The 23,836-nt window shown below is 67.1% G+C and carries 19 protein-coding genes and 1 tRNA gene; 12 read left to right on the top strand and 8 right to left on the bottom strand.

Translation table 11 applies throughout. The features are described from left to right. The first annotated feature begins 178 nt into the window (after positions 1-178). Both BME24068_RS31465 and BME24068_RS31460 read left to right on the top strand, forming a co-directional pair. A complete protein-coding gene (locus BME24068_RS31465; RefSeq protein ID WP_174928406.1) occupies positions 179-529 on the top strand; it encodes a DUF4212 domain-containing protein in 351 nt (116 codons plus the stop codon). A 3-nt stretch (positions 530-532) separates the two neighbouring features. Beyond that, positions 533-2,548 (top strand): sodium:solute symporter family protein, encoded by a 2,016-nt coding sequence (locus tag BME24068_RS31460; protein WP_174928405.1) that lies wholly within the window; start codon positions 533-535, stop codon positions 2,546-2,548. 118 nt (positions 2,549-2,666) lie between these two features. On the opposite strand, the gene BME24068_RS31455 is transcribed toward BME24068_RS31460, so the two are convergent. Next, positions 2,667-2,757 (bottom strand) — tRNA-Ser (locus BME24068_RS31455). Positions 2,758-2,871: 114 nt separating this feature from the next. Next, positions 2,872-5,034 (bottom strand): TonB-dependent receptor, encoded by a 2,163-nt coding sequence (locus BME24068_RS31450; RefSeq protein WP_174928404.1) that lies wholly within the window; start codon positions 5,032-5,034, stop codon positions 2,872-2,874. Positions 5,035-5,505: 471 nt separating this feature from the next. Between BME24068_RS31450 and BME24068_RS31445 the strand changes: the two genes are divergently transcribed. From BME24068_RS31445 to BME24068_RS31415, 7 genes are all read left to right on the top strand, one after another. Continuing rightward, positions 5,506-6,135 carry a LysE family translocator gene (locus tag BME24068_RS31445; protein WP_174928403.1) on the top strand — a complete coding sequence of 210 codons (630 nt, stop codon included), beginning with the start codon at positions 5,506-5,508 and terminating at the stop codon, positions 6,133-6,135. Positions 6,136-6,753: 618 nt separating this feature from the next. Then, positions 6,754-7,842: a toxic anion resistance protein gene (locus tag BME24068_RS31440; RefSeq protein WP_174928402.1), complete on the top strand. Its 1,089-nt coding sequence runs from the start codon at positions 6,754-6,756 to the stop codon at positions 7,840-7,842. A 10-nt stretch (positions 7,843-7,852) separates the two neighbouring features. Further along, positions 7,853-8,590, top strand: coding sequence for a VWA domain-containing protein (locus tag BME24068_RS31435; RefSeq protein WP_174928401.1), 738 nt, complete (start codon positions 7,853-7,855; stop codon positions 8,588-8,590). Positions 8,591-8,633: 43 nt separating this feature from the next. Continuing rightward, positions 8,634-9,650 (top strand): DUF475 domain-containing protein, encoded by a 1,017-nt coding sequence (locus BME24068_RS31430; RefSeq protein ID WP_096509029.1) that lies wholly within the window; start codon positions 8,634-8,636, stop codon positions 9,648-9,650. An 88-nt stretch (positions 9,651-9,738) separates the two neighbouring features. Then, positions 9,739-10,395, top strand: a complete 657-nt coding sequence (locus BME24068_RS31425) for a TerD family protein (protein ID WP_174928400.1) — start codon at positions 9,739-9,741, stop codon at positions 10,393-10,395. Between the two features lie 51 nt (positions 10,396-10,446). Next, positions 10,447-11,313: a hypothetical protein gene (locus BME24068_RS31420; RefSeq protein ID WP_174928399.1), complete on the top strand. Its 867-nt coding sequence runs from the start codon at positions 10,447-10,449 to the stop codon at positions 11,311-11,313. A 135-nt stretch (positions 11,314-11,448) separates the two neighbouring features. Further along, complete coding sequence (locus BME24068_RS31415) at positions 11,449-12,069, top strand: HAD family hydrolase (RefSeq protein ID WP_174928398.1); 621 nt, start codon at positions 11,449-11,451, stop codon at positions 12,067-12,069. 29 nt (positions 12,070-12,098) lie between these two features. On the opposite strand, the gene BME24068_RS31410 is transcribed toward BME24068_RS31415, so the two are convergent. Next, the gene (locus tag BME24068_RS31410; protein ID WP_174928397.1) at positions 12,099-13,211 is read right to left on the bottom strand and encodes a fatty acid desaturase; all 1,113 of its coding nucleotides are present in this window, start codon (positions 13,209-13,211) and stop codon (positions 12,099-12,101) included. Positions 13,212-13,437: 226 nt separating this feature from the next. On the opposite strand from BME24068_RS31410, the gene BME24068_RS31405 reads away from it, so the two are divergent. After that, positions 13,438-14,475 carry an AraC family transcriptional regulator gene (locus BME24068_RS31405; RefSeq protein ID WP_174928396.1) on the top strand — a complete coding sequence of 346 codons (1,038 nt, stop codon included), beginning with the start codon at positions 13,438-13,440 and terminating at the stop codon, positions 14,473-14,475. A gap of 63 nt (positions 14,476-14,538) precedes the next feature. Here the strand turns inward: BME24068_RS31405 and BME24068_RS31400 are convergent, their stop codons facing one another. The 5 genes from BME24068_RS31400 to cysD all read right to left on the bottom strand — a co-directional run bounded on the left by BME24068_RS31400 (position 14,539) and on the right by cysD (position 21,378). Continuing rightward, on the bottom strand, positions 14,539-15,588 hold the full coding sequence (locus tag BME24068_RS31400; RefSeq protein WP_174928395.1) for a lactonase family protein: 1,050 nt from the start codon (positions 15,586-15,588) through the stop codon (positions 14,539-14,541). Further along, complete coding sequence (locus BME24068_RS31395; protein ID WP_174928394.1) at positions 15,575-16,936, bottom strand: MFS transporter; 1,362 nt, start codon at positions 16,934-16,936, stop codon at positions 15,575-15,577. Before BME24068_RS31395 ends, BME24068_RS31400 begins: the two co-directional genes overlap by 14 nt. 254 nt (positions 16,937-17,190) lie before the next feature. Further along, positions 17,191-18,378, bottom strand: coding sequence for a helix-turn-helix transcriptional regulator (locus BME24068_RS31390; RefSeq protein WP_174928393.1), 1,188 nt, complete (start codon positions 18,376-18,378; stop codon positions 17,191-17,193). Between the two features lie 121 nt (positions 18,379-18,499). Next, entirely contained in the window at positions 18,500-20,413 is a 1,914-nt protein-coding gene (cysN, locus tag BME24068_RS31385) for a sulfate adenylyltransferase subunit CysN (RefSeq protein ID WP_174928392.1), read from the bottom strand. After that, a complete protein-coding gene (gene cysD, locus BME24068_RS31380; protein ID WP_279608815.1) occupies positions 20,413-21,378 on the bottom strand; it encodes a sulfate adenylyltransferase subunit CysD in 966 nt (321 codons plus the stop codon). Before cysD ends, cysN begins: the two co-directional genes overlap by 1 nt. Positions 21,379-21,522: 144 nt before the next feature. On the opposite strand from cysD, the gene BME24068_RS31375 reads away from it, so the two are divergent. Further along, positions 21,523-22,632, top strand: coding sequence for a DUF1214 domain-containing protein (locus BME24068_RS31375; protein ID WP_174928390.1), 1,110 nt, complete (start codon positions 21,523-21,525; stop codon positions 22,630-22,632). After that, a complete protein-coding gene (locus tag BME24068_RS31370) occupies positions 22,629-23,822 on the top strand; it encodes a sulfotransferase family protein (protein WP_174928389.1) in 1,194 nt (397 codons plus the stop codon). Before BME24068_RS31375 ends, BME24068_RS31370 begins: the two co-directional genes overlap by 4 nt. Positions 23,823-23,836 lie beyond the last annotated feature (14 nt).

Genomic DNA, 23,836 nt, shown 5'->3' with positions numbered 1-23,836 from the left:
CTGCGCTCGCTCGCGAAGGGCGAGGCGATCACGCAGGACACCTCCACGCTCGAGAACCCGGCGATCCTCGACCAGCTCGCCGAAGTGCGCTGATCGCGCCAGTTGCGCGCATTGCGCGTACGAGCCCCTGCGCGGCAATCCCGATTGCCCGCGCAGGGGCTTTTTGCTAAATAACGGCATGACCGTTTCGTCCCGTCCGCGTCCGGCGCGCGCCGTGCCGCCACCCGTTCCCGAGCCGCTTGCGCGTGCGCATGCGCGCTATTGGCGCTTCAACGTCGCGCTGATCGCGGTGCTGATGGCGATCGGCTTTACGGTGTCGTTCGTCGTGCCGTTCTTCGCGCCCGCGCTCGCGGGCATTCGCTTCGCCGGTTTCAGCCTGCCGTTCTACGTCGGCGCGCAAGGCGCGATTCTCGTGTATCTCGTGCTGATCGTCGTCTACATCGGCCTGATGCAGCGCGCGGATCGCATGCTGCGCCGCGCGTACGACGACCATGCCATGCACGCGAGCGATGTGCACAATGCCCGCTGATCCATGCTGACGCATCGACTGATTCGCGCGTACGCGCTCTACACGCTCGGCTTTCTCGGCTTCATCGCGTTGCTGTGGCGAATCGAGCGCGCGACCGGCTCCGGCGTGTGGATCGGCTACGTGTTCCTGTTCGTGCCGATCGCCGTGTATGCGGTGATCGGACTGTTGTCGCGCACGTCCGATCTCGTCGAATACTACGTGGCCGGGCGGCGCGTGCCGTCCGCGTTCAACGGGATGGCGACGGCGGCCGACTGGCTGTCGGCGGCGTCGTTCATCGGGCTCGCCGGCTCGCTTTACGCCACCGGCTACGATGCGCTCGCCTACGTGATGGGCTGGACGGGCGGCTTCTGCCTCGTCGCGTTTTTGCTCGCGCCGTATGTGCGCAAGCTCGCGCGCTACACGATTCCCGATTTTCTCGGCACGCGCTTTTCGAGCACCGCGGTGCGCGCGCTCGCGGCCGGCGCGGCGATCCTGTGCTCGTTCGTCTATCTGGTCGCGCAGATCCAGGGGATCGGGCTGATCGCGACGCGCTTCATCGGTGTCGATTTCGCGATCGGGATCTTCTGCGGGCTCGCCGGCATTCTCGTGTGCTCGTTTCTCGGCGGGATGCGCGCGGTCACGTGGACGCAGGTCGCGCAGTACATCATCCTGATCAGCGCGATCCTGATACCGGTGTCGCTGATCGCGATGAAGAGCGGGCTCGGGCCGGTGCCGCAGTTCAATTACGGCAAGCTGATGGAGCGGGTGGCGGCGCGCGAGGCGCAGGTGCGCGACGCGGCCGAAGAGCAGCAGGTGCGCGATGCGTATCGGCGGCAGGCCGCGATCATCCAGACGCAGCTCGACCGCTTGCCGGCATCGTATGCGGATGCGCGGCGACAACTCGTCGACCAGCTTGCCGACTTGCGGCGCCACAACGGTCCGCTGCGCGAGATCAATCAGCGCGAGCGCGAACTGGCCGATTTTCCGCGTGACCCGACGGCGGCGCGCGTCGCGTGGACACAGGCGCGCGACGACCTGCTTGCGCACGCCGAGCCGCCGGTGCCGATGCACGAGCCGTTTCCCGCCGCGAACGACGACGAGCGCAAGCCGCGCGAGCGGAATTTCCTCGCGCTGCTGCTGTGCCTGTCGCTCGGCACCGCGAGCCTGCCGCACATCCTGACGCGCTACAACACGACGACGTCGGTGGCGTCCGCGCGCCGTTCGGTCGGGTGGACGCTGTTCTTCATCGCGCTGTTCTACCTGAGCGTGCCGGTGCTCGCGGTGATGATCAAGTACGAGATTCTTGCGAACCTCGTCGGGCGGCCGATCGCCGAATTGCCCGCGTGGGTCACGCAGTGGCATCACTTCGAACCCGACCTGATCAGTGTCGTCGAGGTGATTCGCGACGGCATCGTGCACTGGTCGGAAATCCAGATGCAGCCGGACATGGTCGTGTTGGCCGCGCCGGAGATCGCGGGGTTGCCGTATGTCGTGTCGGGGTTGATTGCGGCCGGTGCGCTGGCGGCTGCGTTGTCGACCGCGGACGGGTTGCTGCTGACGATCGCGAATGCGTTGTCGCACGACGTCTATTACTGCATGGTCGCGCCGGATGCGTCGAGCCAGCGGCGCGTGACGATCTCGAAGGTGCTGCTGCTCGGCGTCGCGCTGTTCGCGTCGTATGTCGCGTCGCTCAATACGGGGAAGATCCTGTTTCTGGTGGGGGCGGCGTTTTCACTCGCGGCGTCGAGTTTCTTTCCGGTGCTGGTGCTCGGGGTGTTCTGGAAACGGACGACGACGCGCGGTGCGATCGCCGGGATGGTGACGGGGCTCGCGGTGTGCGTGTACTACATCGTGTCGACGTATCCGTACTTCACGCAGCTCACGGGGTTTGCCGGGCACACGTGGTTCGGGATCGAGCCGATCAGCTCGGGCGTGTTCGGTGTGCCGGCCGGGTTCGCGGTGGCGATTGCGGTGAGCTTGCTCGACCGGCCGCCGGATGAATATACGCGGGCGTTGGTGGATTACATCCGGCATCCGTGAGGGGCGCGACCGATCCCGGCGGCGCGGGATTTCCGTCGGCGGGCGCAACGCCGGTGTTCAGCGAGCGATAAAGAAAAAGCCCCGCAGATCGTTGATTCTGCGGGGCTTTCAGTATGTCTGGCGGAGAGAGGGGGATTCGAACCCCCGATAGGCGATTAACCTATACACGCTTTCCAGGCGTGCGACTTAAACCACTCATCCATCTCTCCGGAAGACCGAGAGTATAGCAAACTCTGGCGGCTCCTCGCCACCCCCTTTCGACGACCCGTCGAAGCTGCCCGGAATCCGCCCGCCGGGGCCCGCGCGGCGGGCCTTCGCCCGCGTCAGAAGTCCGTCGTCATCGACAGCCATACCGAGCGCGGATCGCCCTGTGTCAGATACCCGCCGATCGTCGACGACCAGTACGACTTGTTCGCGACGTTGCGCACGGTCGCGCGGAACGTCGTCTTCTTGCCGAACAGTTCGGTCGCATAACGCGCGCCGAGATCGAAACGGTCCCACGCCGGGATCGACATCGTGTTCGCGACGTCGAGGTATTGCGGCCCCGTGTGGATCCAGCGCGCGGTCAGCGTGAGGCCGTGCAGCGCCGGCACGTCGTATTCGGCGCCCGCATTGAGCAGGAACGACGGCACGCCGATCGGCCGGTTGCCGTCGTTGGTGCCGCCGGCCGTGTTCTGCAGCGTCGCGTTCAGGTAGGTCGCGCCCGCGATCAATCGCACGCCCTTCCACGGTTCGCCGTACACGGCCGTCTCGATGCCGCGATGGCGCTGCGTGCCGTCGGCGCCGAACACGTTCGACGACGGATCGGTGTACGCCATCGGCTTCTCGATCTGGAACAGCGCAAGCGAGGCGCCGTATTTGTTCGTGTCGTAGCGAATGCCGGCCTCGACCTGCTTCGAGCGGTAGGGCGACAGCGACTGGTTTGCGTTGCGCGCGGTGCTCGGCGCGATTTCGCCCTGCGCGAGCGCCTCGCTGCGGTTCGCGAAGATCGATACGTTCTGCCACGGCTTCAACACGAGACCGAACACGGGCGTCGTGATCGCGTCGCTGTACGTGGACGACACCGCGCCCGTGTAGTCGAAGTTGTCGACCGAGATCGACTGGCGGCGCGCACCGATCGTGAACAGCACGCGATCGTTGAGGAAGCCGATGGTGTCGGACACCGCGACGCTGCGCAGCCACGTCTTCATCACCGTGCCCGGATCATCCATGTCGCCGCCCGCATAGGCGGTCGACGGAAACGCGACGGCCGACGGATCGTAGAGCGTCGTCGGGAACGCGCTCGACATCGTGTAGGCGGACTGGCTGTCGATACGGATGAACGACGCGCCGAGCGTCACGAAATGCGACACGGGGCCGGTCGTGAAACGGCCGCGCACGCCGGCTTCGGCCGACTGCGCGTCCTCCTTGTGCGGCACGCTCAGGCGCGAGCCGGTCGTGCCGGACGACGAGTAGGTCGGCGTGTAGTAGTCGCCATGCTCGTTCGTGTGACGCACGCCGGCCGCGACATAGGCGGTCCACGCGGGCAGGAAGTCATATTCGGCGCGCACGATGCCGACGGTGTCCTCGAGCTCGCTGTAGCTCCACGGCTGCGCATAGTTGTGCGTGGCCGACGGCACGCCCGGCAACTGGTTGCCGTTCACGAGCACGACGGAGCGGCCGCCGTCGATCCGCTGCCGCTGATACAGGAAATCGCCGGACACGCGCAGCTTGTCGCCGCGCCAGTCGAGCGACACGGCCGTCACATTGTTGCGGCGGCGCTCGCCGTCGACGGCCGTGTCGCCGCCGCCGATCGACTGGTTCACGCGCACGCCGAACTGGCCTTCGTCGCCGAAGCGGCGGCCGACGTCGACGTGCGTGCCGAGCGAGCCGGATACGGAGCCGTCGACGGTCACGCGCGTGAGCGGCTTGTCGTCCGCGCGTTTCAACTGCAGGTTCACGCCGCCGCCGATCGCCGAGCCGTTCGGCGACGCGCCGTTCAGGAACGCATTCGCACCCTTGAAGACGTCGACGCGCTCGATCGCGTCGGTTTCGACGAGCTGGCGCGGGGTGACGCCGTACAGGCCGTTCAGCGACACGTCGTCACCGTCGAGCTCGAAGCCGCGGATCACGAACACCTGCGAGTAGTTGCCGTACCCGGATGCGCTGCGCACGGCCGGATCGTTGTCGAGCACGTCGGCGAGCGTGCGCGCCTGCTGGTCCTCGATCAGTTTCGACGTATAGGTGGTCATGCTGAACGGCACGTCGCTCGCCTTTTGCCGGCCGAGCACGCCGAAGTCCGCGCCGCGCGCGACCTGACCGCCCGCATAGGTCGGCGCGAGGTCGCCCGGCAGCGGATCGGCGGTGCCGGTGACGTTGATCGATGGCAGCACGGCGGTGTCGGCGGCGGCCGTCTGCGCGAGCGCGGCGGCAGGCATCGCGCAGGCAAGCGCAATGCCGAAAGCAATTGGCGTAAGACGCCGGACAGGAAACGAGAGTGTCGACATGGGACGCAAAACGGATGTGGTCGGGTGGTCCGTCCCAGGGTGGCAAGTCGGAATCCGGGCGGAGAGTCGGGTCCGTGCTGTCGCGGACGCCGTTTTGGATATGGGCGCGGAGTATAGCGTAAACGAGAATCATTGTCGTTTGATAATGAGACGTGTCTCTATTTGGGAAAATCGTCTCGAAATGGTGTGTCGGGCGGCGCGACGGGAGGGGCGCGCGGGAAGGGCGGCTCGTCGCGCCGAAATCCGGGTGGCGGATGGATTCGCCGCCGCGTGGTCACGAGATTCGGCAGTCATGTTTCTTATCGAACGTTCGCCGTTCGGCCGGCAAGCGCGTGGCGTGGCAATCATGCGATCATTGAACGCGTCGATTCCGGCCTCGTCTCGCGAACCGGCCGGCGCAGCCCCACGGCCGAAACGACGCGCATGCCGTCCGCACGAATCACGAATCCCTTTCACAACGCCCGCCCGCTCATGACGATCTCCGTACTGCTCGCATTTGCCCTGATTCTGTCCGTCGGCGTGGCGACGCCCGGCCCGACGGTGTTGCTCGCGATGAGCAACGGTTCGCGCTACGGGTTGCGTCACGCGATGGTCGGCATGCTCGGTGCGGTGACGGCCGACGTGGTGCTGGTCGCGCTGGTCGGGTTCGGCTTGGGCGTCATTCTCGAAGCGTCCGAAACCGCGTTCGTGACGCTGAAGCTGCTGGGCGCCGCGTGGCTCGCGTACGTCGGCATCCGGATGCTGATGTCGAGCGGCCGCGCGCCTGCCGCACAGGAGCCGGATCTCACGACGCCCGATCGCCGGACTGCCTTCCTGAAGAGCTTCTTCGTCGCGATGAGCAATCCGAAGTACTACCTGTTCATGTCGGCGCTGCTGCCGCAGTTCGTCGACCGTTCGCATGCGGTCGCGCCGCAATACGCGATCCTCGCGGCGACGATCGTCGCGATCGACGTCATCGGGATGACCGGCTACGCGCTGCTCGGCGTGCATTCGGTGCGCGTCTGGAAGGCGGCCGGGGAGAAGTGGCTGAACCGGGTCAGCGGATCGCTGCTGCTGATGCTCGCCGGGTATGTGGCGTTGTATCGGAAGAGCGTGAACTGACGACACGCCGATGCATCGGGAAAGCGGCACGCCGCGGCCGGCATCGTGCCCGCTCGCGTGTTGAAGGACCTGCCGACGTTGCACGCGCGATGCACGGTCGATGCACGGTCGATGCGGTGTCCGCGTCATGCATGTGTGCATGACGTGACGTTACGTGCCGTGCCGACGTTCCGTGGACATCGACTGACGGCGCAATTTCACGATTCGTGACCGGTTGAGGTTGCGCGTCCCATCCCCGCCGGTCTGTTCCACGTGCAGGCCCGATAACCCGCGGTCGATCGGCGCGGGCATCCGTCGACGGCATCCAGGTCGTCCGGAATCTCCGGAAATCCGATTATTTCAACTTCATTTCGCATTGATCCGACATGTAAGCCTGGACGCGCCGGAATCCCGCGCGGCAGCCGGACATGGCCGCAGGCGCGGCATGGCGTGGCCGAGGCATCGACGTGTCTGATTACAAAATGAATGGAATTTGAAAGAATTCGATCCCTTGACGCCATGCGGCCACGGCATTTATTGTCCGTCTGCCGCCCGTGAGAGAGCACGACGGCAATCGGATGCGCGCCTCGCGCGCACGACAACACGCAGCAAAAGCAAAAAAGGAAACGTGGCAGCCACATGAAACCGCTATTCGATGACAAGAAATCCGATGCGGTCAGCGATCGTCCTTCCACCCCGTCTTTGCCCCCCGTCGCGGTTCCTGTCGCCGCCGTCGCGCCGGTCGCACCCGCGCCGGAGAACGTGCGCCTGATCACCGTCGACGAGATCGACCAGCTCGGTGCGGCGCAGGGCACGCGAATCGCCGCTTTCTCGCAGCAGATTCTCACGAGCGTGCGCGCGTCGGATGCCGACCAGTTCGGCGACAAGCTCAACGAGCTGATCGCGACCGCGAAGGGGCTCGACCCGCGCGGCGCCGACAAGGGCGGACTGCTCACGCAGGTCACGCGGCTGTTCCGCTCGACCAAGGAGAAGCTGCTGTCGCAATACGAGTCGGTGAGCAAGCGGATGGATACGCTCGTCGTCGAACTCGAGACGCATGCGCAGCGCCAGAAGGCCGGCATCGACGAGCTCGAGCGCATGTACAACGACAACTACGCGCTGCACCAGGAGCTCGCGCAGGCGAAGGCGCACGGCGAAACGGCGCTCGCGGCGCTGCGTGCGCATCTCGCGGCCGGCCAGCAGCCGGCGGACGATGCGTTTGCCGCGCAGCGCCTGCTCGACGTGAAGCGCAAGGTCGACGCGCTCGAAAGCAAGCTCGACGATCTCGACCGCGCGATGCTGATGTCGAAGCAGCTCGCGCCGCAGATCCGGATGGAGCAGGACCAGAAACGCACGCTGACGTCGAAGTTCATGACGATCAAGACGGTGCTGATTCCCGCGTGGACCAACGCGTTCGCGCTCTACCTCGAGCAACTCGGCACGAAGCGCGCGGCGGCGCTCGCGAACGCGACGTACGACGCGGCCGACGAGGCGATTCGCGCGCAAGCCGACCTGAATCGGCAGAACGCGCAGGAAGTCGCGAAGCTCGGCCAGCGCCCGGTGATCTCGACCGACACGTTCGAATATGCGCAACAGCAACTGTTCGGCGCGTTCGACGACATCAAGCAGATCATCGCCGACGGCAAGCGCCAGCGCGAGCAGGACGCGCCGCGCCTGCGCCAGCTCGAGCAAGACCTGATCACCCGATTCGCTCCGAAGCACCATTGAGGAACACCGCATGATTACGCTTGAGAAACGCGCGGCGAAGGTCGCGATCGTCCTCGAAAAACGCCAGATCCTGAAGCCGCCCGTCGTGCGCGTCGGCGCGGCGCTCGACATCTCGGGTTCCGCGAAGCCGCTTTACCAGTCGGGCGTGATCCAGGAGACGCACGACCGGATCCTCGGCATTGCACTGAAGTTCGACGACAACGGCGAAGTCGACACGTGGACCTTCACCGAAGGCTACGACCGCCTGCCGACCGCGACGCCGGAAAACTACGGCTCGTACATTTCGGATCACGTGCTCGAAGCGCGGATCGACAAGTGGGGCGGCACGCAGTATGCGCCGGTGATGAACGACATCGTCGACTTCTTCTTCCGCGCGCCGGAGCCCAGGCGCGAAGAAAAGCGCGGCTTTCTGAGCCGGCTGTTCGGCGGTGCCGAAACCGCCGCCCCGGCCGCGTCCGCACCGGTGAACGGCGATCTGCCCGCATGGGTGCTGTTCGTCACCGACGGCCAGAACCCGAAGAACGACCGCAAGCGCGTACGCCAGTTGCTGGCCGAGTCGCAGCACTTCCCGCTGTACTGGTCGCTCGTCGGTGTCGGCGATCCGAGCGAATTCGATTTTCTCGCGGAAGTCGCGGGCGAGATGCCGAACGTCGGCTTCCTGCATCTCGAATCGCTCGACGTGAGCGACGAACACATTTACGAACAACTGATCACGCAGGAATTCTGCGACTGGGTGCGCGCGAAGTAAGCGCAGCCCGCACGCCCATTTTCCGGAACCCCATACCCCAATCATGTTGAAAGACTTCAAGATTCCGCTGTCGCTCACGGTGATCGCGCTGGTTGCCGCCTATCTGCTCGGCGGCGTGAAGGACATGCTGATCGTCGCGGTCCTGTCGGTACTCGAAATCTCGTTGTCGCTCGACAACGCGGTCGTCAACGCCTCCGTGCTGAAGAACTGGTCGGAGAAGTGGCGCAACCGTTTCATGGTGTTCGGCCTGCCGGTCGCCGTGTTCGGCATGCGGCTCGTGTTCCCGCTGCTGATCGTCGCGGTGATCGGCCACATCGGCCTGTGGGACGCGCTGACGCTCGCGATCGAATCGCCCGGGAAGTACGCGGCGGTGCTGACCTCCGCGCATCACGAGGTGTCGGCGTTCGGCGGCGCGTTCCTGCTGATGGTGTTCTTCAAGTTCATGCTCGACACCGAGAAGGACGAACACTGGATCGGCTTTCTCGAAGGCCCGATGCGCCATCTCGGCCGCATCACGGCGCTGGAAGTGGCGCTGACGCTCGCGATCGTGATCGTCGCGTCGTTCTACGTGCCGGCCGCGGAGCAGGTGAGCTTCCTGCTCGCGGGCGCGTTCGGCGTGATCGGCTTCGTGATCGCGCACGGCGTGGGCGACCTGGTCGGCGGCGAGGACACGGGCACGCGCGTGGTGCGCGAAGGTGTCGCGGGTTTCCTGTACCTCGAAGTGCTCGATTCGTCGTTCAGCTTCGACGGCGTGATCGGCGCGTTCGCGCTGTCGAACAACATCTTCCTGATCGCGCTCGGTCTCGGCGTCGGCGCGGCCTACATCCGGGAGATGACGCTCGTGCTGCTGAAGAAGGGCACGCTCGCGCAGTACCGCTATCTCGAACACGGCGCGTTCTGGGCGATCGGCGCGCTCGCGGCGATCATGTTCCTCGGCGTGAAGTTCGACGTGCCCGAAGTCATCACGGGCCTGATCGGCGCGGCGATGATCGCGGCGGCCGTGTGGTCGTCGATCATCGTGCAGCGCAGGGAAGACCGGACTGCGGTGGCAGGCGAGTAACGCAGCACGCACCACATCAACCAGGGGCCGCGCGGTGCGGCCCGGCATTGCCGCCGGCACAACGGCGGTTCCAGCAGAAGAGGTTCTGATGATCAATTTGTCGAAAGGCGGTCGCGTCAACCTGTCGAAGGAAGCGCCTGGCACGCAGAAATTCCGCATCGGTCTCGGTTGGGACGCGAACGCGACGGACACGGGTTCGGATTTCGATCTCGACGTGTCGGTGTTCCTGTGCAAGTACGACGCGCAGAGCAATCCGAAGCTGATCTCGGACCAGCACTTCGTGTTCTACAACAGCGAAGTGCGCACGATGGAGCGCAAGGAAACCTTCATCCAGCCGGGCGACGATTTCCCGAAGCGCGGGATGCCCGCCTCGAAGTGCCTGGGCGTCGTGCATAGCGGCGATAACCGCACGGGCAGCGGCGACGGCGACGACGAGGTGATCTTCATCGACGTGACGAAGCTCGCGGCCGACGTCGAGGAAATCTCGGTGGTGGTGACGATCGACCAGGCCGAAGCGCGCCGCCAGAATTTCGGGCAGGTTCGCAACAGCTACATCCAGATCGCGGACGAGGTGTCGGGCGCGGTGATCGCGAAGTACACGCTCGAGGAAGACTTCTCGATGGAGACGTCGGTGCAGGTGGGCAGCTTCTATCGTCGCGACGGCCACTTCATGTTCAAGGCGGTCGGCGCCGGCTACAACCGTGGCCTCGGCGATTTCGTGCGCGCGTACGGCGGCGCGGTCTGACTGGCGGCAGCCCGGCCGGCGCGACTGCGCGGCGCCGGGCAGCAAGCATCGATGACGAATCCGTCCGACGAGCCGAAGCGGCTCGAGTTCGATACGACGCCCGAGCGCACGCCCGGGCGTCTTGCGTTCGACACGCCGGCGGCGGCCGGTGTGCCGGCCGCGCGTGCGCCCGAGCGGCCGGCGCCGCAGGCGCTCGACCTGGGGCCGGCGCCCGGGCAGGCCACGCGCGCGGCGCCTGCCGATGCGCTGGGCCGCGCGTTGTTCGGCGGATCGAACCATCCGCAGCTCGAAGCATGCTTTCGGGCCGCGCAGGCCAGCTTCCCGAATCTCTATCCCGATTACGCGCCGCGCATCGAGCGGCATATCCGGCAACTGGTGCCGCTCAAGCTCGCGACGGTCGCGACGATCGGCGACGGGGCGCTGGAGACGGCCGGCAATCTCGTCGAAGCCGTCGCGGCGACGACGCGCGAATTCAACGAACTCGGCGCGGCCGACATGATGGCCGGGATGCTCGCGCAGGCGACGCGCAAGGCCGGCATGCTCGACCGCTGGTTCGGCGCGGCGTCGGCGCACGTCGACTACCGTGCGGCGCTCGGCGCGCTCAAGCAGTCGCTCGGTTTTTTCCCGCGGCGCACCGAGGAACTCGCCGCGAAGGTCCGTCATGCGGAAGAAAACCTCGTGGTCGTGCTCGCGGCGCTGAGTGCTGTGTCGGACGTCGTGCGCGCGCCGGATGACGCCGGTATCGAGCGCACGCTGTTCGACCGCCGCAACATCGTCGGGCAGGCTGTCCAGCAGATCCGGATGCAGCCCGCGCAACTGCGCGGGCTCGACGAGCGCGTGACCGATCTGCTGTCGCGCGCCGATCACCTGATGAACGTCGTGTTGCCGGCTGCGCTGGCGGCGCGGCCGCAGCGCTGAGCAAACCACGAACCGCACGCACGCGCGCGCCGGTGCGCGCGTTCGCGGCGCGACGCGTACGGCAGCACGCCGTTTCGCGTGGACCGGCGCGATTCTGCTATCTTCCGGGGCATCGCACTGCTTCCCCGTCTCGCCATGACCGACCGCATCGTTGCCGCCTTCGATTTCGACGGCACCATCACGACTACCGACAGCTTCCGTCATTTCGTCCGCTACGCGGTCGGCACGCCGCGTTTCGCGTGGGCCGGCCTGCGCGCGCTGCCGTGGATCGTCGCGATGAAGGCGGGGCTGCTGTCGCGCGGCGACGCGAAGGCGAAGTTCGCCGGGTTTGCGTTCGGGCCGATGCGCGAGGACGCGCTCGACGCGTTGGCGCGCCGGTTCGTCGACGGCTATCTGCCGAACCTCGTGCGTCCGGACATGCTCGAGCGGATTCGCGAGCATCAGGCGCGCGGGCACGAAGTCGTGCTGGTCAGCGCGTCGCCGTCGCTGTATCTGGAGAAGTGGGCGAAGACGGCCGGCATCGACACGGTGCTCGCGACGCGCCTCGCGTTCGAGCGTGGCGTGTTCACCGGACGGCTGAACGGCGAGAATTGCTGGGGGCCGCAGAAGGTCGTGCGCTTGCGCGGCTGGTGGGGGAATCAGCCGCCCGCGAAACTGTTCGCGTACGGCGACAGCCGCGGCGACAAGGAAATGGCCGAACTGGCGAACTGGGCGTGGATTCGCGGACACGGCCCGATGCCGGCGATCGGCGAATGATCCGGTGAAGGGGGCCGCGGCCGTGTGCGTTATGCGTCGGCCTGCTGCGCGCCACGCGTACCGCGATACGGTTGATGAGCACCCCAGCGATTCGCGCGCCTGAACGTGCCGACGTCGTTGAACCGCACACCGACTTCACGCAGCGCTGCATGCGCGGTTCGCGCGGTCAGCTGGCGGATGTAGAACGGATCGCGCACCACGAAGTGATGGATTGCGTGCGTGCTGCCGAAGTTGAAGCAGAACAGCTGGAACGGCAGCATCCACCACGGGTTGAGCACCTGCGTCTGCTGGATCACGTTGCGCGAATCGATGTCGCCGAAATAATGCATGTTCGAGCTGACGAAGTTGATGCAGAAGCTGCGCACGAAGTTCGGCCCGAGCCACACCACCGCGAGAAAATCGACGACGCTCATCACGTGCCCGACGATCGGCGGCACGTTCGGTGCATGGCCGAACGCATGCAGCGCGAACAGGCCGGCGTGATAGACGATGAACGCGTGCCACAGCGCGTAATACGCGTGACCGATCGGCATGTACGACGACACCTGTTCGACGCGCAACTGCGCGCGCTCGGCCGCATCCTGCACCGGCTGCGCGGCGACGTACTGCTTGACCTTGCGGCGCATCGCGTCCGGCCGCAGCACGACGGCGAGCATCCCGTCCGCGATCATCAGCAGCCGCTTCACGCCCCAGCGTTCGCCGTTGGTGATGCCGAATTCCTCGAGATCCGATTCGCCGCCCGACACCTTGTGGTGATGCAGGTGCATGCGCCGACGCGTCCACGGGTTGATCGTGCCCGGCCGCGTGAGCCAGCACAGCGCCATCATCAGGTGATAGGCCCACGGCGTCTTCTTGAAGTACATCAGGTGGATCAGGTCGTGCTCGAGCTCGTGGATCAGCGACGTGACGAACGCGGCAAGCGGCAGCGCGACGTACCACGCGATCGCGCCGCGCGCATACAGCCACGCGATCGCGAGCATCGCGCTCACCGACACGGTCATCACGGTCGCACCGACGACGTTCTGGCGGTCGAGCAGCGGAAAACGCGCGCGAATCGCATCGCTCGCGGCGTTGACCTCGCGGCGGACGTACGCGACCTTGTCTGCGTCGTTGCGAAAGACGGTTCGTGCGGGTTGGCTCATCGAGCGGAATCCAGGCGGAAAGAGTAGGGCGCAATGCCGATGTGACAAGCATAGGTGCGCACCGGCGCGCACGCGAGGGCCGCCGGTGCCAATGATGGTGTCATTTCGGGCCACCTTGGCCGATGCGCCGGCGCCCTGGCCCGCGCCGCGCGGCTAGAGTGCCGCAGGGGTGTCATTGCGGGCCAGCGACGCTACAATCCGCCGAAACCGCTCCGGAGTCCGCCGCATGGCCCTGTCCGTCCCGGATGCCGCGCGCCAGTTGAACAAGGCGACGGTATCGTCCGCGTATGCGCTGTTCATGCTGATGCTCGCCGAGGAGCGCGGCATCGAGGCGGGCCGCATTCTCGCCGGCTCGGGCGTCGCGCGCGAGCGGCTCGCGCAGCCCGATGCGCGCATCACGCCGCTGCAACAGGCGGCGATCGTATTCAACCTGCTCGATGCGACGGGCGATCCGTCGATCGCGATCGAGATCGGCCTGCGCAGCAGCCTCACGAAATCCGGGTTGATCGGCTTCGGGCTGATGAGTTGCGCCACGCTCGGCGAGGCGGTCGCGCTCGGCATCCGCTACCTGCCGACGCGCGTGCCGTTCTTTTCGGTACGGCTCGCGGAGCTCGACGGAATCGTCGATATCGACGTGCTGGAGGCGTTTCCGCTTGGCCGGCTGCGGCAGTTCGCGATGGAGAACTTCCTGGTCGAGACGGCGATCCTGTTCAATTCGCTGCTCGATCCGGCGCCCGGGCGCACGCTGCAGTCGCGTGCCGAACTGCACTTCGAATGGCCGGAGCCGCCGTGGTTCGAGCGCTATCGCGCGCGGTTGCCGCGCTGTCATTTCGACGCGAGCGCGAACCGCATCCGCTGCGACGCCGCGCTGCTCGACGAGCCGATCGGCACCGCGAACGCGCAGACCGCGCAGATGATCGTCCAGCAGTGCGAGGCCGAGCTCGCGCGGCTCGGCTATGCGGAAAGCATCGTCGAGCGCGTGCGCAACCTGCTGATCTGCGGGGAGGCCGGTTATCCGTCGGTCGACGACGTCGCGCGCGAACTGCACGTGTCGGCGCGCACGTTGAAGCGCAAGCTCGCGGAATTCGGCGCGACCTATTCGACGCTGCTCGACGAGATCCGGTTGCGCGACGCGCTCAGGTTGCTCGAGGGCACACGGCTGCCGGTCGACGAGATCGCGGCGCGGGTCGGCTATACCGACCGCGCGAATTTCACGCGGGCGTTCAAGCGCTGGACCGGCGTGGCGCCGAGCGAGAGGCGCTGAAGGCGAAGAGCCGGCGAGCGGCGCGGACCGGTATCGCTCGCGAGGCCGGCGCCGATCAATCGATCAGACGATCGCCACCCAGTTCGCACCGCGGCCGCCCGGCACGCGCGCGTGCGGCGTCAGCACGCCGTCGTCCGGCGCGATCGCGTACACCGACACGTATTCCGATTGCTCGCCGCACGCGACGAGCCAGCGTCCCGACGGATCGATCGCGAAGCCGCGCGGCTGCGTTTCGGTGGTCGTCGCGTGCGCGGGTTCGAACGTGCCGTCCGCATTGCGGCGATAGCAGAGCAACTGGCTCGACGTGCGTTCGCTGACGTACGCGAAGCGTTCGTTGGGCGTCAGGTGGACGTCGGCGGCCCAGACGGAAGGCTCGACCGGCGCGGGCGGGCGCGCATGGCCTTGTGCGAGGCCGGCGACGGCAGGGTGACGCACGCTCACGCGTGCATCGCCGAGGCGGCCGCTGTTGGCGTCGCGCGGGAACGTGGCGAGCGTCGCGAGGAATTCGCTGACCACGACGAGCGTACGGCCGTCGTGCGCGAAGCGCAGGTGACGCGGGCCGAAGCCGCCCGGCACGCGCGTTTCGCCGTGTTCGTGCGCGCGCAGGCCGCCGGCATCCTCGACCAGCGCGAACGTGAAGATCCGGTCCGAGCCGAGCGAGCTCACGTAGGCAAACCGATTGTCCGGCGACACGACGACCGCATGCGCGTTCGCGATGCCGTCCGCGACCTGCAGCGGCGCGCCGTCGCCGTCGCGCATGCGCGCGGCGTCGTAGAGGCTCAGCGAACTGCCGCCGTACGACGCGCCGAGCAGCCACCGGCCGCTGCGATCGAGCGACAGGTACGCATGGCTCGCGTCGATCGCGGTCGTGCCGATACGCGCGAGCGCACCGGTCGCGGCCGCGACGCGGAACGCGACGATCGTCGGCTGCTCGCCGCGCGTCGCGACGTAGAGCCGCGCGCGATCGGGCTGCACGGCGATCGGCATCGCGACGTCGCCGGCCGGGTAGCGGGCGAGCGGCGCGAGCGCGCCGTCGGACGTGAGCGAGAACGTGGCGAGGTCGCCGTCGGCGGCATTCGAGACGACGACGGTCAGGCGGTCAGTGTTCGGCATGGCGGAGCATTGCGGTGTTCGTGAAGGAATCGTCGGCCGGCAGGCCGCGCGGCGGATCGCCGCGCCGGTGCGTGCGCGCGAACAGCGCGGCGACCGCGGCGACGACGGACGCGATCGCGAGCGCATACAGGCCGCCCGTGATCGAACCCGTATGTTGCTTCAGATAGCCGAAGGCCGTCGGCGCGACGAAGCCGCCGAGGTTGCCGATCGAGTTGATCAGCGCGATCACGGCCGCGGCCACGCGGGTGTCGAGGTAGCCCTGCGGAATCGGCCAGAACAGCGACGACGCGGCCTTGAAGCCGAGCGCGGCGAAGCAGATCGACGCGAACGACCAGACCGGGTCATGCGACGTCGACGCGAACAGCCCGCACGCGGCGAGCACGAGCGCGAACGACAGCCAGCGCTGCGGATGCTTCCATTTCGCGGACAGCACCGCGAAGCCGTACATCGCGCCGATCGCGATCATCCACGGAATCGTGTTGTACAGGCCGACCTGGAAATCGGTGAGGCCGCCCATCTTGCGGATGATCGTCGGCAGCCAGAAGGTGGCTGCGTAGATCGTCAGCTGGATCGCGAAATACAGGAAGCAGAACAGCACGATCTGCGGGTCGCGCAGCAGCGTGGCGGCCGATACGCGCACGGTCGAGCGCCCGTCGCGGATCGCACGCTCTTCGTCGAGCGCGTTCTGCAGCGCCGTGCGTTCGTCGGCGGTGAGCCACGTCGCGTCGCCGATGTGCGATTTCAGCAGGAGCCAGCTCGCGCCGCACAGCGCGACCGAGAACATCCCTTCGATCAGGAACATCCACTGCCAGCCCTGCAGGCCGAGGCCGTGGACCGACAGCAGCGCGCCCGTCACGGGGCCGGACAGCACCGACGCGAACGCGGAGCCGCCGAGGAAGATCGCCATCGCCTTGCCGCGCTCCTGCGGCGGCAGCCATTGCGACAGGTACAGCACGACGCCGGGGAAGAAGCCGGCCTCGGCCGCGCCGAGCAGGAAGCGCAGCACGTAGAACGACGTGTCGTTCCATACGAACGCCATCGCGGCCGCGACGATGCCCCAGGTCGCCATGATCCGCGCGAGCCAGAGGCGCGCGCCGTAGCGTTGCATCAACAGGTTCGACGGCACTTCGAACAGTGCGTAGCCGACGAAGAACAGGCCGGCGCCGAGCCCGTAGGCGGCCGCGCCGATACCGATCGACGCCTCGAGGTGGCGGTCGACGAAGCCGACGTTGACGCGGTCGATGTAGTTCGCGATGAACATGACCAGCACGAGCGGCAGCACGTGCCACTTCACTTTCGAGACGGCGGACGCGAGCGGGTCGCGGCCGGACAGGGCAGGCGAGGTCAACGGAGTCTCCGGTCGGGCGGCGAACGGGGCGGCGGCCCGCGTTGGCGTCGAGGTGATGGGTTAAGTAGTATGTTGTCGTACAACATACTACGCCTGAGATCGATCCATGAGGTTGCGGGTTTACCCGGTAATTATTCAGATATTGGGGAATGTCATGAAGCCGTGCAGCGGATACTCACATCCGATGACGTATGACATCGGGTGTGAGTATCCGGTTGCTGCCGGGCGACGCCGGCCCGGCGGTGTGTCGCCCGTTATGCCATCGACACGACGCTGTTCAGCAGCGTCTTCACGAGCACGGCCTGTCGCGTCGCGCCCGTTTTCGCGAAGATCCCGCGCAGGTGTGCGCGGGCGGTGTTCTTCGTGATGCCGGTCGCGGCGGCCGCCTCGTCGAGCGTCAGGCCGTCGACGAGCAGCAGCGCGATCTCGGTTTCCATCGGCGTCAGCCGGAACAGCCGATGCAGCATGTCGCGCGACGTCTGTGGCGACGCCGCCGGATCGCGGATGAAGACCGCCACGGCCGGCCGGTGCTGGCGGTCCTGCGCGCCGCGATAGGGCGCGAGCGGGCGCAGCAGTACGTTCAACGGCATCGCGCCGCCGGGGCGCGACAGCGTGGTGGCTTCGATGCGCGCGAGCGCACCCGTGCGGAAATGCTCGAGCGCGGCCTGCAGCGCCTTCTGCAGCCGGCGCTCGTCGAGCGGGCACGACGCATGCAGCCGGTCCTGGCGCAGGCACAGGCCGTCCTGCTGCTCGATCAGCCGCTCGGCGATGCGGTTGCGCTTGATCACGCGACCGTCCTCGTCGACGATCGCGGTGCCGACATCGAGCCGGTCGACGGTGCCCGCGTACAGCGCGCGTTCGGCATCGAGCACGTCGAGCGCCGCGTGCAGTTCGACCGCGCGCTGCAGGTGCGGCAGCAGCGTCGCGACTTGCGCGCGCTCGGCCGGGTCGAACTCGCGGCCGCCATGCGCGCGGCTCACGAAGAACGCGCATTCGACGCCGCGCTCGCCGCGCAGGTTCGCGCCGAGGATGTAGCGCAGGTCGAGCGGCTGCAGGTATTGCCGATAGAAGTCATGCGCGCGCCAGCGGGCTTCGCCGAACAGCGCATCGGCCGTGAAGACCTGGCCGGCCGGCTGATCGAGAAACGGGCAGAGCGCATAGAACTGTTCGCTGTACGACGGCTCGCCGGGCAGCAGCGGGCCGTGGCTCGATGCGTTGATGATGAGCCCGCGCCGCGTGCCGCCGGGATTGCGCAGCACGAGCGTCGTGAAGCTCGCGTCGAGCCGCACGCGGATCGCTTCGAGAAAGCCCGCCCACGGCGTCGCTTCGGACGGGCCCTGGTAGACGAGCCCAAGCCACGCGCTCAGCTCGCGGGCGCTCCAGGCAGCGTCGTCGAAACCGTCGTGCGCGGCCGTATCGCCGGGCGCCAGCGCGATCAGCATGCTCGTGTTCTCCTCGATCGGGTGAATGCTCCCGACCCAGCATACCGACCGGCCAGCGGCCCGCGTCATCCGAACGGAGTAGACGACGCGGGCCGTGCCCGTACGACGCCGCCGAAGCGGCTTATACGGCGCGTTCGCGCAGCAGGTACGCGACGATCCGGTCGGCCGCGGCTTCCGGCGATTCGGCCACCGTATCGATGCGCAATTCCGGCTGCGCGGGCGGCTCGTATGGCGAGTCGATGCCGGTGAAGTGCTTCAGCTCGCCCTTGCGCGCCTTCTTGTACAGCCCCTTCGGATCGCGTTCCTCGGCAATCGCGAGCGGCGTGTCGACGAACACTTCGACGAACTCGTCCGGGCCGACCATCGCGCGCGCCATGTCGCGCTCCGCGCGGAACGGCGAGATGAACGACACGAGCGCGATGAGCCCCGCGTCGAGCATCAGCCGCGCGACTTCGGCCACGCGCCGGATGTTCTCGACGCGATCGGCCTCGGTGAAGCCGAGATCGCGATTGAGCCCGTGCCGCACGTTGTCGCCGTCGAGCAGGTACGTGTGCTTGCCGAGCGCATGCAGCCGCCGTTCGACGAGATTCGCGATCGTCGACTTGCCGGCGCCCGACAGGCCGGTCAGCCACACGATGCGCGGCGTCTGCGCCTTCTGCAGCGCACGCGCGTCGCGGTCGACGTCGACGGCCTGCCAGTGCACGTTGTGCGCGCGGCGCAGCGCGAAGTGCAGCATCCCCGCCCCGACCGTGTCGTTGGTGAAGCGATCGATCACGATGAAGCCGCCGGTGTGGCGGTTGCGGTCGTACGGATCGAAGGCGACGGGCCGGTCGAAGCTCAGGTTGCACACGCCGATCTCGTTCAGCGCGAGCGTACGCGCGGCGAGATGCTCGCGCGTGTTCACGTCGATCTTGTATTTCGGCGTCGCGCAGGTGGCGCTGACGGTCTGCGTGCCGAGCTTCACGAGATAAGGCCGGCCCGGCAGCAGCGGTTCGTCGTGCATCCACACGAGCGTCGCCTCGAACTGGTCGGCGACTTCCGGCGGCGCGTCGGCGCGCGCGATCATGTCGCCGCGGCTGATGTCGATTTCGTCGGCGAGCGTGAGCGTCACCGCTTCGCCGGCGCGCGCGACGTCGGCTTCGCCGGCCGGCGTGATCACCGACACGACGCGGCTCTCCTTGCCGGACGGCAGCACGCGCACGCGCTCGCCGACGCGGACTTCGCCGGACGCGATGCTGCCGGCGTAACCGCGGAAGTTCAGGTGCGGGCGATTGACCCATTGCACGGGCAGCCGGAACGGTTCGTCGCGCGTCACGCGCTCGACGAGCGGCAGCGTGTCGAGATGCTGCATCAGCGTCGGGCCCGCATACCACGGCATCCGAGAACTCGGCGCGATCACGTTGTCGCCGCGTAGTGCCGACATGGGAATACTGACGATCTCCTCGAGACCGAGTTCGGCCGCGAACGCGCGATAGTCGGCGTCGATGCGCTCGAACATCGCGCGATCGTAGTCGACCAGGTCCATCTTGTTGATCGCGAGCACGATGCGCTTGATGCCGATCAGCGCGACGAGATGGCTGTGGCGGCGCGTCTGCGTGAGCACGCCCTTGCGCGCGTCGATCAGGATGACGGCAAGATCGGCGGTCGATGCGCCGGTGATCATGTTGCGCGTGTACTGCTCGTGGCCGGGTGTGTCGGCGACGATGAACTTGCGCCGCGCGGTCGCGAAGAAGCGGTACGCGACGTCGATCGTGATCCCTTGCTCGCGCTCGGCCGACAGGCCGTCGACGAGCAGCGCGAAATCGAGTTCGCCGCCTTGCGTGCCGACTTTCTTCGAATCGGCTTCGAGCTGCGTCAGCTGATCGTCGAACAGCATGTTCGATTCGTAGAGCAGGCGGCCGATCAGCGTGCTCTTGCCGTCGTCGACGCTGCCGCAGGTGATGAAGCGCAGCAGGTCCTTCGTCTGCGTATCGTCGGCGTGCAGATCGGACGCCGCGTGCGCGAGCGCGTCGGGGGAAGCGAGAACGTGTGCCATCAGAAATATCCCTCCTGTTTCTTCTTTTCCATCGAACCGGCCGAATCGCTGTCGATCAGCCGTCCCTGGCGCTCGGACGTGCGCGTGTCGCGCATCTCCTGCAGGATGTCGTCGAGCGATGTCGCATCGCTGTCGATCGCGCCGGTCAGCGGATAGCAGCCGAGCGTGCGAAAGCGCACCTTGCGCATCTGCGGCACTTCGCCGTCACGCAGCGGCAGGCGGTTGTCGTCGACCATGATCAGTGCGCCGTCGCGTTCGACGACGGGGCGCTCCTTCGCGAAGTAGAGCGGCACGATCGGAATGTCGTGAAGCTGGATGTACTGCCAGATGTCGAGCTCGGTCCAGTTGGAAATCGGGAACACGCGCAGGCTTTCCCCCTTGCGCTTGCGTGCGTTGTACAGCGACCAGAGCTCGGGCCGCTGACGCTTCGGATCCCAGCGGTGCTGCTCCGAGCGCAGCGACACGATGCGTTCCTTCGCGCGCGATTTCTCCTCGTCGCGGCGCGCGCCGCCGAACGCGGCGTCGAAGCCGTAGTGGTCGAGCGCCTGCTTGAGCCCCTGCGTCTTCCACACATCGGTGTGCACGGCCGAACCGTGCGCGAACGGATTGATGTCGTTCGACAGGCCGTCGGGATTCACGTGCACGCGCAGGTCGAGGCCGAGGCGCTCGGCCGTTTCGTCGCGAAACGCGATCATCTCGCGGAACTTCCACGTCGTATCGACGTGCAGCAGCGGAAAGGGCGGCTTCGCCGGGTAGAACGCCTTCATCGCGAGATGCAGCATCACCGAGCTGTCCTTGCCGATCGAGTAGAGCATCACCGGGTTTTCGCTTTCGGCGACCACCTCGCGCATGATGTGGATGCTCTCGGCCTCCAGCCGCTCCAAGTGGGTCAACATCGTTCGTCTCCTTGTTTCATGCCGGCGCCGCGCGACATGTGCGGCGTTTCGTGCATGGCACCAAGGTATCGAGCACGGGCGGTGCCGCTCTTCGTCCGGGTGGACTAACCCCGGGCGCCGTCGGGCAGCGGATCTTTCCTTAGTCCACCCGGACGAAGTGGCGCGCCGGACGCTCGCTTAAGGTGAGCGCTCGACCATCGGCGGAGACGACACATGACGGACGACACACGTGCCACGCAATTGCTTTCGGGCCAGACCTGGGCCGATTTCTGCGACACCCTGAAGCGCAGCGGACAGCAGATCCTGCGCACCGAGGCGCCGGACGATCCGCTTACGCGGGCGGAAGGTTTCCGCTACCTGAGCCGGCTGATGCGCATCGCGCTCGAAATGCACGTCGAGTTCGCGGACGGTGCGTGGCCCGGTTTCTTCTCGCCGTCGCACGAGACCGCGAAGATCGGCGCCGACAATCCCGACAACCTCTACCAGTACGCACGCATCGACGGCCGCTGCGCATATCGCGTGACGGGGCGGCGCGGCACGGTCGCGTACCTGAGCTTCGGCACGCAGAAGGGCGGGTACGAGACCGACGGCAAGATGCTGCAGACGGGCTTTCTCGATGCGAAGCAACTCGAGGTCGCGCCGGACGGCAGCTTCGAGATCGTGCTGAGCGAGACGTCGCGCGCGGGCAACTGGGTGCGCATGGAGCCCGGCACGAACGCGCTGCTGGTGCGCCAGACCTTCCTCGACAGGCGCGCGGAGACGCCCGCGCAACTGAAGATCGAGCGCATCGGCGCGCACGAGCGGCCGGCGCCGCTCGATCCGCTCGCGCTGCAAGGCGGCCTCACGCGCGCCGCGCAGTTCGTCGAGCAGACGTCGAAGCTGTTCGCGGACTGGGCCGCGAGCTACGGGCCGCACGTGAACGCGCTGCCGCCTGCCGACCAGGCGCTGTGCCAGTCGGTCGGCGGCGACCCGAACATCTACTACTACCACTCGTGCTGGTCGCTGGCCGAGGACGAAGCGCTCGTGATCGACGTCGATACGGTGCCGGCCTGTGATTTCTGGAACGTGCAGCTCAACAACTACTGGATGGAGTCGCTGGACTACCGGCACTTCGACATCTGCGTGAACAAGCACAGCGCACGGCTGAATGCCGACGGCGGCGTGACGGTGGTGGTCGCCGCGTCGCGGCCGGGCGGCGCGAACTGGCTCGATACGGCCGGGCATCGCACGGGCACGATCTGCTGGCGCTGGGTCGGCGCCGCGCAGCCGGTGCATCCGCGCACGCGCGTCGTGAAGCTCGCCGCGCTGAAGGAGGCCGCATGAACGCGCTGCTCGACCCGATCCGCGCGCAGCTCGACGCCGACGGACTGATTGCCGAGGCCGTGTCGCGCACCGGCGGACTCACCGCGTTCGGCGACGGCCCGTATCGCGAGGCGCTCGACGTGATGTGCGCATCGCTGATCGACGAAGCGAAGCTGTCAGGGCGCGGCGCGCAGATGATGCGCGAGAAGCTCGTCGGCCAGCTCGTGAACCGGCTCGTCGTCGAGGATTACTTCCACCGTCATCCGGAGATCGCCGACATCGCGATCGACGATCCGCTCGTGATCGTCGGCCTGCCGCGCACCGGTACGACGCTGTTGCAGCGGCTGCTTGCCGTCGACGCACGGTTTCATTCGGCCGCATGGTGGGAAACGCGCTATCCGGCGCCGCTCGCCGGCGAGACGCTCGCCGCGCCGACCGTGCGCATTGCGCGCGCGCAGGCCGAAGTCGCGACGATGATCGACTGCATTCCGCAGATCCTGACGATCCATCCGCTCGACGCGATGCTCGCCGACGAAGAATTCATGCTGATGGAGCATTCGTTCGTGTGCGCGATGGATTCGTACGCGAACGTGCCGCGCTACACGGCGTGGCTCGCGCAGCAGGACCTGACGCCGGTCTATACGTACCTGAAGCGGATGCTGCAGTTCCTGCAGTGGCAGAAGGCGCGACGCGGCGTCGCGCCGGCCGGGCGCTGGCTCTTGAAGACGCCGCAGCACCTGCACGCGCTCGACGTGCTGTGCCGCGTGTTTCCGCGTGCGCAGGTCGTGCTCACGCACCGCGATCCGGCGCAGACGATTCCGTCGATGGCGAGCATGGCGCACACGCTGTGGCAGATGTATGCGGACGACCCGGACCCGCTCGCGGTCGGCGCGCAGTGGAACGCGGGGATGGCGCGCGCGATAGGCGCCGCGATGAGCGCGCGCGACGCGCTGCCCGCCGACCGGTTTCTCGACGTGCGTTTCGAGGACACCGTATCGAATCCGCTCGGCGTCGTCGAAGCCGTGTACCGCTTCGCGGGGATGCCGCTCGATGCGGCGCAGCGCGCGGCGATGACGGACTGGATGGCGCGCAACGGCCGCGACAAGCGCGCGGCGCACGACTATTCGATCGCGCGCTTCGGCTTCACCGATGCGCAGCTCGCGCACGACTTCGCCGCGTATCGCGCGCGGCACCTGCAGGCGGCCGGCTGACGGCACGCCGCAAG

The organism is Burkholderia anthina, assembly GCF_902498995.1.
GTDB classification, from domain to species: Bacteria; Pseudomonadota; Gammaproteobacteria; order Burkholderiales; family Burkholderiaceae; genus Burkholderia; species Burkholderia anthina.
The sequence above is the reverse complement of the archived record's forward strand: the minus strand, read 5'-3'. Positions and strand labels throughout refer to the sequence as shown.